At 61.0% G+C, this 13,383-nt stretch carries 13 protein-coding genes; 11 read left to right on the top strand and 2 right to left on the bottom strand.

The annotated features are described in order from the left end of the window. Window positions 1-22: 22 nt before the first annotated feature. Genes OKW43_RS24855 through OKW43_RS24845 form a run of 3 tightly spaced genes read left to right on the top strand, consistent with a single transcriptional unit; the run spans window position 23 to window position 3,088 of the window. Window positions 23-1,528, top strand: coding sequence for an LPD7 domain-containing protein (locus tag OKW43_RS24855; protein WP_187633135.1), 1,506 nt, complete (start codon window positions 23-25; stop codon window positions 1,526-1,528). Window positions 1,529-1,536: 8 nt separating this feature from the next. After that, window positions 1,537-2,073, top strand: coding sequence for a plasmid stabilization protein (locus OKW43_RS24850; RefSeq protein ID WP_187633134.1), 537 nt, complete (start codon window positions 1,537-1,539; stop codon window positions 2,071-2,073). A 1-nt stretch (window position 2,074) separates the two neighbouring features. After that, window positions 2,075-3,088, top strand: coding sequence for a relaxase/mobilization nuclease domain-containing protein (locus OKW43_RS24845; protein WP_187633133.1), 1,014 nt, complete (start codon window positions 2,075-2,077; stop codon window positions 3,086-3,088). 168 nt (window positions 3,089-3,256) lie between these two features. On the opposite strand, the gene OKW43_RS24840 is transcribed toward OKW43_RS24845, so the two are convergent. Then, window positions 3,257-3,685 (bottom strand): hypothetical protein, encoded by a 429-nt coding sequence (locus OKW43_RS24840; protein ID WP_187633132.1) that lies wholly within the window; start codon window positions 3,683-3,685, stop codon window positions 3,257-3,259. Between the two features lie 453 nt (window positions 3,686-4,138). Between OKW43_RS24840 and OKW43_RS24835 the strand changes: the two genes are divergently transcribed. Beyond that, entirely contained in the window at window positions 4,139-4,369 is a 231-nt protein-coding gene (locus tag OKW43_RS24835) for a hypothetical protein (RefSeq protein ID WP_187633131.1), read from the top strand. Window positions 4,370-5,200: 831 nt separating this feature from the next. Here OKW43_RS24835 and OKW43_RS24830 read toward each other — a convergent pair. Then, window positions 5,201-6,133, bottom strand: coding sequence for a LysR family transcriptional regulator (locus OKW43_RS24830; protein ID WP_312892475.1), 933 nt, complete (start codon window positions 6,131-6,133; stop codon window positions 5,201-5,203). Window positions 6,134-6,242: 109 nt separating this feature from the next. On the opposite strand from OKW43_RS24830, the gene OKW43_RS24825 reads away from it, so the two are divergent. The 7 genes from OKW43_RS24825 to OKW43_RS24795 all read left to right on the top strand — a co-directional run bounded on the left by OKW43_RS24825 (window position 6,243) and on the right by OKW43_RS24795 (window position 13,332). After that, window positions 6,243-7,271, top strand: coding sequence for an alpha/beta hydrolase (locus OKW43_RS24825; protein ID WP_187633130.1), 1,029 nt, complete (start codon window positions 6,243-6,245; stop codon window positions 7,269-7,271). 16 nt (window positions 7,272-7,287) lie between these two features. Beyond that, a complete protein-coding gene (locus tag OKW43_RS24820; RefSeq protein ID WP_187633129.1) occupies window positions 7,288-8,091 on the top strand; it encodes an SDR family oxidoreductase in 804 nt (267 codons plus the stop codon). 17 nt (window positions 8,092-8,108) lie between these two features. Next, a complete protein-coding gene (locus OKW43_RS24815) occupies window positions 8,109-8,936 on the top strand; it encodes an oxidoreductase (protein ID WP_187633128.1) in 828 nt (275 codons plus the stop codon). A gap of 163 nt (window positions 8,937-9,099) precedes the next feature. Further along, a complete protein-coding gene (locus tag OKW43_RS24810) occupies window positions 9,100-10,014 on the top strand; it encodes an alpha/beta hydrolase (RefSeq protein ID WP_187633127.1) in 915 nt (304 codons plus the stop codon). Window positions 10,015-10,159: 145 nt separating this feature from the next. After that, on the top strand, window positions 10,160-10,717 hold the full coding sequence (locus tag OKW43_RS24805) for an isochorismatase family protein (RefSeq protein WP_187633126.1): 558 nt from the start codon (window positions 10,160-10,162) through the stop codon (window positions 10,715-10,717). A 90-nt stretch (window positions 10,718-10,807) separates the two neighbouring features. Further along, window positions 10,808-11,929 carry an NADH:flavin oxidoreductase gene (locus tag OKW43_RS24800; protein ID WP_184057194.1) on the top strand — a complete coding sequence of 374 codons (1,122 nt, stop codon included), beginning with the start codon at window positions 10,808-10,810 and terminating at the stop codon, window positions 11,927-11,929. 98 nt (window positions 11,930-12,027) lie between these two features. Beyond that, complete coding sequence (locus OKW43_RS24795) at window positions 12,028-13,332, top strand: NADH-dependent flavin oxidoreductase (protein WP_312892474.1); 1,305 nt, start codon at window positions 12,028-12,030, stop codon at window positions 13,330-13,332. The last annotated feature ends 51 nt before the right edge of the window (window positions 13,333-13,383 follow it).

Here is a 13,383-nt window from a genome sequence, read left to right as displayed (position 1 = left end):
CTGATCAGGAAGAGGTCGCATCATGACTGAAACATCTCCTTTTACCGCTCCGGTCATCAACGTGATCGAGCAGGATATTCCCGGGCGTCCGGGGTTTGCGGAGCAGTCCGGTGGCGATGGTCGGACCCGTCAACTGGACGCGGCCGCGATGGATGCCGTATCAGCCCAGCGCCGCCGCGAGTTCGATGCGGCGCGGGCACGCCTGCGTGATCAGGCGATCCGCGATGACGCCGAGGCGGTACGGCAGCCCGGTACGCGTCCGACCGCAGATGCGCCGCCGGGGATCAATGACACAGCGCGCGTGCCACTCGATCAGCCGCCCGAACGGGTTCGTAAGCGATACCTGCGTGCGGGTCACCAGTATTTCCTCAAAGATGCGCCGTATCAGCTCGCGTTCGAGGATCTGGGACCGTACCTCGTCACGGAACACAATCGACCGGATGTGGTGGAGTCGATGGTAGACATCGTGGCGGCAAAATCGTGGCGTCGCGTTCGGGCGTCGGGACATGAGGTATTCCGAAGCGAAGTGTGGCTGCTGGGGACGTTGCTCGGCATTGAGGTGAGTGGCTATGAGCCGAAGGTGGCGGATCTCGCGCGTCTGGCGGATGCCCGGCAATCACGCTTACACAACCGGATCGAGGTCGATGCGTCGATGCCTGCGGCCACGTCGCAAGCGCGTGCCGAAGAGACCAGCACGTCGGCGCCCGCATCCGCGTCCACAGCCGGAATACCTAAGGAGGTGAGCGACGCATTTCGCGCGGCGCCGTCCCGCACCGGAGAACATGTGGGGTCGCGCCGGATTGGACGACAGCTGGCGAGTAGCGACGAGCCCGATGCTCCGCGGCGGTATGCCGGCGAACTGCGCGAACATGGCCGCGCACCCTATCAGAACAACCCGGCTCGCAGCGACTCGTATTACGCGGTGTTCCGAGATGCTACGGGTGCCGATCACGTTGTCTGGGGTGTGGATCTCGAACGGGCGGTGCTGGAGTCGCGTGCCGAACCCGGGCAGCAAGCCACGCTGGAAAACCTGGGTCGGCGGCTCGTCACGGTCAATGTGCCGATCCTTGATGACCGTGGCATGGTGGTGGGCGAGGAAGAGAAGGACGTTTACCGCAATACCTGGCAGGTCGAAGTGATGGAGCACGAACGCTCGGCGGCCGGGTCTGTGTCCCGCTCCGAGCGCGCACTCGATCGTGCCACCGCTCCTATTGGCAACCCGACGAACGAGGACAGGCAGGAGCGTCAGCCTTCCACGATATCCGACGAGGATAAGGTTCTTCACCTGGCGGTTCTGGTCGGCGCCATGCGGGAGCAGGGGTTTAGCGCGCGGTCGATTTCACGCGTGCAGCGGCGTGCCGAACAGATGCTGGACGCGTTTGGCAGGGAGGGTATCCCATTGCCGCGGCCGAAGGTCTTTGATCCGAAAGCACCTTCGGAGCGGGACCGCCGGGCACGGCCGGGTGACGGGCGTGCACCGGTCCGCGAGATCGAGCGGACACCCACCGAACCCTCACCTGCGCGCTAGAGGGAGCCATGCCTCAGCGCGAACGCCTGTGCGTTGAACTCGGCGAAATGCGGCCGGGTTGGGATCAATGGTGCGCGCGCCGGGGCATGACGGTTGGTGAAGGCGTGCGGCAACTGATGGCATCCGCACTGCGTGCCGATGCTGTCGACACCGACATCCGTGCCGAAGCAAATCTCCGATGGAGTGCTGTCGGCGTTCCTCGCGCTCGAATTGAGATCAGGCTGACGCTCGCTGAACAGGAGGCGGTCGAGCGGCGTGCAGTGGTGTCGGGCCTGACCAGTAACCGCTGGATTGTGGCGTTGATCCGAGCCCAGTTCATGAAGGAACCCCAGTTCGGCGTGCAGGAGATGCAAGTGCTGACGGATTCGAACCGGCACCTTGCTGCGATCAATCGGTGGCTTGGACAGATCGCGCGTGACGGGAGTTTGGCAGATATCGGACGAAATGGGGGTGGAAATATGGACGCAATCCGGGACGTGATAGATGTTCATCTGCGCGCCGTGGCAGCCGTAATTCGCGCGAATCTTGATCGATGGAGCCGGTGACATGCCTTATCCGAAGGTCTACATTGATGCGATGCTTTTGAACTGGGGCGACCGTCTGTTTCAGGAACCGTTCAGGCATGCCCGCGCGCAGCGGCTTTCGCGTGCAGGCATGCGTGATGAAGCCACGCGCATGCGCGATCAGTTGGCCCGGACACTCAGGCGCTCGCCTGAAGTCATGGTCAAAATCACCAACAAGGCGTCGGGTGCTCAGGGTATGGGCGCGGTGCGTCGGCATCTGCGCTATATCTCCCGCAATGGGCGGGTCGAGCTGGAAGATCAGAACGGGGACTCGATTGCTGGTGCCGACGCTGTACGCGACCTTGTGCGGACCTGGCAACTCGGAGGGTGGGGGATTCCGGAGACGAATACGCGTCGTCAGGTATTCAATATTCTGCTGTCGATGCCGCCGGGGACGAACCGACAGGCCGTGCGCGATGCCGCACGGGATTTCGCAGCGCTCGAGTTCGGGGATGGGCGCGCTTATGTGTTTGCGGCGCACGACGACGAGGCTCATCCGCATATCCATCTGAGCGTGCAGGTGCGTGGGCCGGATGGTCGGCGTCTCAATCCGCGTAAGCAGGATCTTTGGCGCTGGCGTCAACGGTTCGCAGAGCAGCTTCGCGAGCACGGCGTCGAAGCGAATGCGACACCCCGGTGCACGCGCGGTATTACGCAGCGTTATCCCAGGCAGGGTTTGGCGCACATGCTGGCGCGTGGAGAAGTGCCGATGTACTGGCGGGCGGGCGCGAGCACGGAGCAGAGACAGGCAGGCTGGAAGTCTCACGATGGAGTATTTGCTGCGTGGCGGGAGGTAGCGCAGATGATGGCAGCGTCGCCCACAAGAGCGGATCGGGCGATGGCTGTCGACATTGTGGATTTCGTGAAAGCAATGCCAGTGCAGCGGGATGCGCCCGCTATTGGACCGCGACCGGGAAGGGAGCCCGTCGGCGGGAGTCCCATAGTGCCGGACCGTGGCGCCCAACCCGATAAAACAGGTCCGGACGTCGAGCGTTGATGCGGAGATGCCCAGATTGCCTCGGATCGGCGGCAATCGGCATCTCACCGATATCCTGCTCTTGCGCTTTCCGCTGCATCTTTGCCCATATGGAGGTGTTTGCCGACGCCACGGCACTCCTTCATGCGGCGGTGAGCGGGCTCCAACTGATGGGCCCCTGTTCAAGGATTATGGATCGACAAACCATGCAGGTCCGCCCTTAAAAGTCGCGAAAAGCATGAAAAACATCACGATCACGAGAAGCGGAATACCGTAGAGGGCAACAGGGAAAAACAGTACGAACTGGAGTGACGAGCCGCCGATGCCGTGAAGGAGGTCGGTGTCACGAACGTTTTCAACTACCAGCCAGATCGCCATAGCGACGCCCATCGCCATGAGGACAAGTCCGCCGGACGGCTGCGTATGGCGAAGCGGGGCAGTTACCCAGAAATAGTATCCCCACCAGAGGAAATTGATGCCGATTGCCGCGAGCCAGAAGCCACGCGCCGAAAAGAAACTGCAACCGAACCGGCGCCGGCAATGGCGACTGAATAGCTGGATTCCCTTTGCAACCCCGCACAGGATAGCCACGACGATGGCGAGCTTCAGGATGTCCATGCGGCGTTCTCCTTTGCGAGGTGCTCCTTTCTGCGCTGGATTCGCGGGAAAGACATGTCTCGCTATGTTCTTCCCCAATATAGACGGTCGTTGGACGAATGCAACGTGGCTTTCGTAGAGCGGTGAAGAATGGTGTGGTTGGAGACACGACGTGGCACATCACTATGCCGGTCACTGATTGTCAGAGAACGCGACAGGTCGATCGTTGTCTCCGTGCGCCCACGCAAAACTGCGATCGGATCCTTGCCACTGACTTTGTGAGTGGTTCACCAGTTTAACGGAGATGGATACATTGAGCGCGGGAGCGCTGTCGTTGTCTGCAGAAACACTGCAAGGGAGAAGTTGGAATCCTTAGTAAACCGAAATAGGTCGTGCCAGATTGCAACGCCTATTGCAAACTCAAACTTGCGACAAGCGGTGGAACTGCACTCGCAAGTCGCGCGAAGCTCTCCTTTGATTTCCTACCTGCTCGTCGACACCTACGCCATTCCACTCATCCTCGATCAGGCTAACGAGAATCTGGACAACGAGCCAGCTTGCTCGATGTCGGTTCCAATCATCCGATATGCGAAAGAGCATCGGCAGATCGTCATGGCCGTTCACAATGCCCAACCTTTGCAGTCTGCTGTGACGCTGAGCAAGTCATTCATGCCGGATTTGACCGGTCGAATCAGTTTGTACTGAAGTACAAGGCTGGGGCTATCGAGAGTGCGGATGTCAACCGGGTGGTAATGGACGTACCTGAAGGGGCGTCGCCAGCTTTCGATAATCGACGCGACAAAGACTGTCAATGACCTGCAGCAGGGTTGCCGATGCCAATTCGTAGATTCGGGATCTCTTGGGCGAGGTTTCGATCTCCGAACGTTTACTGGCCTTCAAATCGTGCTAGTGCTTCCTTTCTGGCCATGCTGACAGGCTTTAAGTGCCTGCATGGGCAGCCTTGCGTGGCGAGATGGGGCGCGTCCGTACCCGCAAAGCGTCGCTAACTTTCGTCACTCCGCCAGACGCCGGGATGAGACCGGGCTTGGATCATCATTTTCCCCGTCGACGGGATGGCCTGCCGGGCAGCGATCTGCGCTACCCGACCCCGCCCGGTCCGATTGTGGTCAACGCGTCTGACGGTGCTCAGTAAGGGGCGGCAATGACGGTTCCAAAGGAAGCGGCTAATCGTGCTGCGAAAGTAGCGGACATTCTCCGGCCGTCAAGGTGTGGGCCACTCCCGAACAAGCTGGCAATAGTAGCTGCGAACCTGCTGGGGGTTCACTGGACTACGGTTTATCGACTGCGCCGGAAGTTTGTCGCAAACCCGGTCGCGAGCGCTGTCATCCCGAATCGCCGAGGTCCTTCAGAGGGATCAGCGCTCCAACGGACGTCATTAGCAGAAGTTGCGAACTTCACCAGCAGCGCACGCCTTAAAATGTCAGCCGCGTGTCGACCTGTCTCCAGATAGTCCGTCGATTGACACCCAAAGTCCCGCCGGTTGAACGTAGAGACCGCCGTACGGCTTGTTGCCTTTTATCCCCGATATCTCAAGGCGTCCACGAGAAGCCTGAAAGCAGGTGATGCATGGCGCCGGTGGGGATAGTAGAGATGGTATCCCGGCAGGTCGGGCGTGAACCTTCCCAGGACCCTCACGAGCCGCTCGGCGTCGAGACAGGGCTGGACCTGGTCGAGCGGCAGATAGGCAAGGCCGTGGCCGTCGAGCGCCGCATCAAGGATGAGATCGATGGTATTCAGCACAAGCTGACCATCAACCCGGACGCGTGCTTCGCGACCTCCGCGTTTCAGTCGCCATGCGTTTACCGTGCCCGACGTTGGCAGGCGTAGATTGATGGCCCGGTGGTCGATCAGTTGAGCCGGTGACGTCGGCATTGGGCTGTTGCGAAAGTATTCCGGCGAACCGACGATCGCCATCGGAATGTCGGGGCCAATCCGCATCGCGATCATGTCCCTGGCGATCTCCCCGCCGAGGCGTACTCCGGCATCGAAGCGGTCGGCCACGACGTCTGCCAGCCCGTAATCGACTGTGACCTCGACGTTGATGTCCGGGTTTCCAACAAGCAGCCGCTGCATTGCCGGAATGAGGATTGTTTTGGCTGCGTGTTCCACGGTTGTGAGCCGAATGGTGCCAGACGGACGATCACGCAGGTCACCCAATGAGGCGATTGCCGCGTCCAGGTCGTGCAGCATGGGGCCGAGGGTCGCGAGAAGCCGCTCACCGGCTTCCGTGGGCGCCACGCTTCGGGTCGTGCGCGAGAGCAGGCGCAGGCCGAGGCGCTCTTCAGTGCGACGCACGATCTGGCTAAGCGCAGACTGTGCCATACCGAGGCGGGTGGCCGCCTTCGTGAAACTGCGCTCTTCTGCCACAACTACGAACACCGTTAGATCCGCGATCTCGTCCCGCCGCATAAGGTTTTCTCCCGCATCGAATTGATTTATCACAGGCATGATAGGCCCCATCGATATTGGGCGTCTAATCAATCCAATCCTTCTGGTCTACATTGGATGGCGTCGGTCCTGAACCGAAGCGCTGGTCTAGATCAAGAGGAGCCTGATTGTGGGCAAAGTCACGTTCGCCAATTCGTGTAACAAGGCGATCGCCATGTCGGCGGTGGTCAACTTTCCGGAAGGATTCGACGAGAACCGTGTGTATCCGGCGATCGTGGTGTCACATCCGGGCGGCGGCGTGAAGGAGCAAACCGCGGGCACCTATGCGAAGAAGCTTGCGGCGCACGGTTTCGTGACCATTGCCTACGACGCGTCCTATCAGGGCGAGAGTACCGGCGAGCCGCGCCAGCTTGAAAACCCCTACATCCGTACCGAGGACATCAGCGCGGTGATCGATTACCTGGCGACGCTGCCGTACGTCGACATGAATCGCCTCGGGGCGATGGGCATCTGCGCGGGAGCCGGATATGCCGCCTGCGCCGCGATTCAGGACCGTCGGATCAAGGCCGTCGGCACCGTGAGTGCCGTCAACATCGGTACGCTGTTCCGCAATGGCTGGGACAACAGTGGAAAGTCCATCGACGCATTGCCAAACATCGAAGCGGGCTCCAACGCCCGAACCATGGATGCCCGCGGTGCGGCTTTGGCCACGATGCCGCTTGCGCCCCTGCGGGAGCAGGACGCCCCGAACGAGGAGATGCGTCAGGCTTGGGAGTACTACCACTCGGTCCGCGCGGAGTGCGCCACGGCGCCGGGTTTCGCCACACTACGCAGCCTGAACCAGATCGTCACCTACGACGCCTATCACCTGGCCGACATCTATCTGACGCAACCGCTGTTGATCGTTGCGGGCAGTGAAGCGGGCAGCAGGTGGATGAGTGAAGAACTGTTCGATCGTGCTGCAAGCAAAGACAAATCTTTTCATGTTGTCGACGGCGCCAATCATATGGACCTGTACGACGTGTGCAGGTTTGTTGAAGAAGCCGTGTCGCTGCTCGCACCGTTCTTTTTGAGCAGGCTGCCCGTGATGGAAGTGGCGAGCCGGGCATCGCGGGGAGGGGGCCATGTCAGCCAGATCCCCAGGAAACGCTTTCCGTCGACCGCACGAGGCGGCAGACGGGCTGCAACCAATATCTGAGTCACAGGAGAGATTAATGACCAGGACTGTTCTCATTACCGGCGCGGCCTCGGGGTTTGGCGAAAACCTCGTCCACAAGTTTGCTGAAAAGGGCTGGAACGTTACTGCCACGATGCGGGATATCGACAAGGCGCCCGTCAGCTTCGCGAAGCTGTCCAATGTCCATGTGACGCGACTGGATGTGCGCGATGAAGCCAGCATCCTTGAGGCACTTGCCAGCAGCGAGCAGCGCTTCGGTGCGCTCGATGTGCTCGTGAACGCGGCGGCCAAGGTGCTTGGAGGCACCCTCGAGGAACATACGATCGACCAGGTCAGGGACCAGTTCGAGACCAACGTGTTCGGAACGCTGGCCGTGACCCGTGCTGTCCTGCCCGGCATGCGCGCGCGGGGTTCGGGCCACATCCTCAACTTCTCGTCTGCCGCTGGGGTGATCGCCATGCCCCTCATACCCGCATACGCGGCCTCGAAGTTCGCGATCGAGGGCTATAGCGAGTCTCTCGCCTTCGACCTTGCGCACCTTGGTGTCATGGTCACGATCGTCGAGCCTGGCTACTTCGAAACGGAGCTTGGCAGCAAGGCCGAAGCCCCGGCACAGAGGATCGAGGCTTATGCCCCTGCCGCTGAGCTGCGTGGCGCGATATTCGACTACACGCCGGGGAACCTCGACGGCGCCAGTGAAGCCATCGTGTCCATCGCGGGCTCGAAGCACGCACCTGTGCGCCTGTATGTAGGGCACGGTCTCGACTCCGTGCGCAAGCGCTATCAGGAACATCTTGATGCGTGGAAGCAGAACGAGTCCATTACCCGCTCGACCCTTTGACCTTGGGAGGCTCACCAATGAAGACCTGGTTTATTACCGGAGCCAGCCGTGGATTCGGCCTTGAAATCGCCCGTGCTGCCCTGGCGGCGGGAGATCAGGTCGTTGCCACGGCGCGCAAACCACAACAGCTCGAATCCGTCCTCGCCGGAGACCGACTGCTGGTGCTACCGCTCGACGTTACCGATGAGCTTTCGATCCGGTCCGCCGTTGACAGGGCTGTCCAGAAATTCACGCGCATTGATGTACTCGTCAACAATGCCGGCTACGGTCAGCTGGGAGCATTCGAGCAGCTGTCGGCCGCAGCAATCGACAGGCAGTTCGCCACGAACGTCTTCGGCGTGTTCGCCGTAACTCGGGCGATCCTGCCGGTCATGCGCGAGCAGCGCTCGGGCCATGTGCTCACAGTGTCGTCTATCGGCGGTCTTCTCAGTACGCCGGGGGCGTCGATCTACTGTGCGTCCAAGTTCGCCCTGGAGGGCTGGTCGGAAGGGTTGAGCGGGGAACTCAAGCAGTTCGACATCAAGGCGACGCTGATCGAGCCCGGTGCCTTCCGTACGGATTTCCTTGATGCCACCTCGGTTTTGCACGGGGACGTCCTGATTCCGGACTACGAGGCCTATCGCAAAACCCTTCAGGCCACGTTCGACGGGGCGAACTACAAGCAGCCGGGAGACCCCGCCAGGCTCGGCGAGGTCGTGGTGGCGCTGGTGCAGTCGAAAGAGCCGCCGGTGCGCCTGGCTATCGGGACCGATGCTTACGAAGGCGTGCTCACGCGCGCAAGTCGGGACCGCGAACTGGCCGACGAGTGGCGCAGTGTGTCGGTTTCGACTGACTTCTCAGAATAATTAGCAACACGAAATCGTGCAAATCGGCCAGTTGCCCGATGGGAAGCAAGAAGTGCACTGGCCGAGGAGGCGTAGCGGAACCTCCGGAGGGACTGTCGTCAGTCGTTTCCAGAGGCCACCCGCGATACCCGCTTAATCCGATCAACCACGAAGGAAATCTGTCATGCGACACGACGTCAAATTCCCCAGCAGCGGCCTGAGCATTGCCGGCCATCTCTATGTTCCCGAAAACACGTCCGGTCCACTGCCGGGCGTTGTCATCAGCCACCCCATGGGCTCGGTGAAGGAACAGAGCCCGTCCAACTATGCGGAGCGCCTGGTCAAGCAGGGCTTCGTCGTTCTGACTTTCGATGCGGCCTATCAGGGTGAGAGCGAAGGCTCTCCTCGCGGGCTCGAAGATCCGATCCAACGCGCCGAAGATGTCAAGAGTGCGGTTTCTTACCTCTCGATCCGGCCGGAAGTTGATCCGCAACGCATCGGCGCGCTCGGCATCTGCGCTTCGGGTGGCTATGTGCCGTTCGCGGCCCAGACCGACCACCGGATCAAGGCCGTTGCCACCGTGGTCGGCGCGTGCGTTGGCATCCTCTGGCGTGAAGGCATGGACGGAAAGCAAAGCCCGGACGTGCTGCAGAAGCAGCTCGACGAGGCGGCTGTCGACCGCACTAACGAAGCGAAAGGCGAGCCGGTCCGCATGGCGCAGATCGTGCCGGCGACCGACGAGCAGGCAAAGTTCTTCCCCGAGAAGAGCATGTTCCGCGAGGCCTACGACTACTATCGCACACCGCGTGGCCAGCATCCCCGCTCGACCAATCAGTGGGTCGCGCGCAGCGTCGACAAAATCGCGCAATACGATTCCTATGCCCTGGTCGATCTCATTGCTCCGCGACCACTTCTGATGATCGCGGGAACCGAAGCTGATACGCAGCGCTTCAGCGTGGAAACGATAGAGAAGGCAAAGGGGCCGAAGGAGCTGTTCTGGATCGAGGGCGCGTCACATGTCGACCTGTACGACAAGCCCGAGTATGTCGATCCCGCCTCCGTGAAGCTCGTTAGCTTCTTCAAGCAGCATCTCGGTTAAGCGGACCGCGCCATCGCACAGGTGTTCCAGGGGTGGCACAGGCTCCTCTAATAATCGTCATTATGTCCGGCGCGATTGTTCAACCCGCGCCGGCATGGTGAGTTCCAGTCCGCTTCGTCCCGGTTGCGATTCACGGAGTAGTTTCATGCCTAAAGCACAAGACATCGCCTTTCTATTTCTCGATTTCCAAATCGACGTCATCCCTGCAGCGAAAACTCTGCCGCTGGAGCGCCTTCAAACATCGGTGGGCGCATTGGCGACGCTAGCCAGGGATTTTGGAGCACCGGCATTTATCTCGACCATACCGACCGGCGCGGAGACGAAGCTCATCCCCGAACTTCAGGTCGACGGGCTTTCGGCGACTATGGTCACCCGCAATGGGCCGCATCTATTTGGCCACGCGGAGTCCGCTCAACATATCAGCGCGCTGAAGAGACCGGTGCTCGTGGTCGGCGGTGTCCTGACCGAAATCGCTGTCCTCAATGCTGTTTTAGGTGCACGAAACGCCGGCTACGAAGTGCACGTAATGATCGACGCTTGCGGTGGATGGAGCGAGCGCACCCAAACTGCGGCCATCGAACAGATGCGCGCGGCCGGCGCGGTTATCTCCTCGACGCTCACGCTGTCGACGAGTCTGCTCGAGACCTTCTCCTCGCCGGATAGCGCTGCCGTTTTCAAGGCTATTGGTGCACTGCTCGGCTGAGCGCTTGCGCCAGGCCCGGGCGCGCTGCGACCGTTGACCGCATAGATGGCATCACATAGATACGCAATATTATTTTCAGGAATTTCCCTCATGAACAAGCTCTCAGTCGCGCCGTTGTTCCAGCCGTTCAAGCTCAAGTCCCTGACGTTGAAAAATCGCATCGTCATGGCACCCATGACGCGCTCATTCGCTCCCGAAGGTGTCCCTGGCGAGAACGTCGCGGCCTATTACCGGCGCCGCGCCGAAAACAACGTGGGCCTGATCCTTTCCGAAGGCACCGTGATCGATCGCCCCGCGTCGAGCAACGACCCGAACATCCCTCTTTTCCACGGGACGGCGGCACTGAACGGCTGGAAGCAGGTGATCGACGACGTCCACGCCGCGGGCGGAAAGATGGGCCCGCAGATCTGGCACGTCGGCTCGTTGAAAAGCCCGATGACTGCATGGGAGCCGGGCGTGCCCGTGGAAAGCCCGTCGGGTCTGGTCGGCCCGGGCGACAGCCGTGGCAAGGCGATGAGCGATGAGGACATCGCCGACACCATCGCCGCTTACGGGCGCGCGGCGGCGGATGCCAAACGTCTGGGTTTCGACGTAGCCGAGATTCATGGCGCGCATGGCTATCTCATTGACCAGTTCTTCTGGGCCGGTAGCAACCAGCGCACCGACAGGTATGGCGGCAGCACCATCGAGGAGCGCTCGCGCTTCGCATCGGAGGTGGTGAAAGCCGTGCGTGCAGCCGTGGGTGAAGACTTCCCGATCATCCTGCGCCTTAGCCAATGGAAGCAGCAAGACTACTCGGTGCGCCTGGCTGACACGCCCGAGCGTATGGGTGCGTGGCTTACTCCGCTAGTCGAGGCCGGCGTAGACATCCTGCACTGCTCGCAACGCCGTTTCTGGGAGCCGGAGTTTCCCGAAATCGACGGCGACGCAGGCCTCAACTTTGCGGGCTGGGCCAAGAAGCTCACCGGTGCGGCCACGATCAGCGTTGGCTCAGTCGGGTTGGGCAGCGATCTCACGGCCTCCTTCAGCGGCGAAACAGCGGCGCCGGCGAGCCTCGATGCCTTGGTGCAGCGCATGGAACGTGAGGAATTCGACCTGATCGCGGTGGGCCGTGCGCTGCTCGGCGATCCGCGGTGGGTAGCGAAAGTGCTGGGCGGCGCACACGACGAGTTGAACAGTTTCAGTGCGGCCGCGCTGGCCGAGCTGGTCTGAACCCGTACCACGACTGGACGACGCACCACCGTGTCTGACTCCGGCGCCTGGCTTGCCCTGAAGCTTGCGGGTCCGAGTACATCCGAAAGCACCATCGGGTGTACTCGATCCGCAAGCTCCGGGAAGCCCCCTCTCTGCAAACAATCCAACTCGATCTCGCACGGTCCGCCGACGCCGGGTATCGGTTCATTCGAACCTTACGCGCCAGCCACGGCTGGTTGTCGCTGATCATAATCAAATCGACTCTTATGACGCAACGAACATCGCCACTCTTCCAGCCGTTTGCATTCGGGAACGGCGTTGCCCTTCGCAATCGCTCCGTCATGGCGCCAATGACGACCTGGTCCGCCAATGCCGACGGCACGGTGTCCGATCAGGAGGTGGCCTACTATCGCGCCCGAGCTGAAGGCGTTGGCATGATTGTGACCGGCTGCACCCACGTGACGGCAAACGGCATCGGGTTTACCGGTGAATTCGCTGCTCATGAGGACCGGTTTATCCCGAGCCTGCGCCGTCTCGCGCAGGCGGCAAAAAGCGGTGGTGCGCCGGCAATCCTGCAGATCTTCCACGCTGGCAACAAGGCCGTGCGGCATCTGGTTCCGGACGGTCGGGTGGTCAGTGCCAGCGCGCTAAAGGCGCCCCCTGGTCCGTTCAACGACGGCGAAGTCACCAGTCAGGCCCTCACTCACGACGAAATCGTGGAAATCATTCATGCGTTTGGAGAGACAACACGCCGCGCCATCGAGGCAGGGTTCGATGGCGTTGAATTGCATGGCGCTCATGGATTCCTCATTCAGAACTTCTTTTCGCCATTTTTCAACCAACGTCACGACGAATGGGGTGGCTCTCTGGAAAACCGCATGCGCTTTCCACTCGCGGTCGTGCGTGAAGTGCAGCGCGTAATCGCGGAACATGCCGGGCGGCCCTTCCTGCTCGGTTATCGCCTGTCACCTGAAGAACCCGGCGAAGGCGCACTGCGGATGGACGACACTTATGTCCTGATTGACGCGCTGATCGAGAGCGGTGTCGATTACATCCACGCCTCGCTCTTTGACATCCCGAATGCGAGGCCGCTGGACTATACGGGCGAGCATACGACCGCCGAGTTGATTGTTGAACATGTCGGTGGCCGCATACCTCTAGTTGCAGCTGGCTTGATCCGCACGCCTGATGAAGCCGGCAAGTCCCTGGCATCGGGGCTTTCGCTGGTCGCGATCGGACAGGCGCTGGTGATGAATCCGGATTGGGTCGAGCTTGCGAGCGATGGCCGGGCGGCGGAGATTGCCACCACACTGGATCCGTCGCGAGTGCCAGAACTGACGATTCCGGACAAGCTGTGGGAAGTGATTCAGGCAGCGAAGGGTTGGTTTTCGCTGGATTCCCAAGCGGTGGTTGCTGAATGAGCTGACGAAAAGTGTCTTGGAAGGTTCGATGTCGTTCGCCAGGAGAGTCTT

The sequence above is a fragment of the Paraburkholderia sp. WC7.3g genome, from assembly GCF_050436345.1.
Classification (GTDB): domain Bacteria; phylum Pseudomonadota; class Gammaproteobacteria; order Burkholderiales; family Burkholderiaceae; genus Paraburkholderia; species Paraburkholderia podalyriae.
Note: the sequence above shows the minus strand (reverse complement) of the source record. Positions and strands in the feature narration are given on the sequence as shown.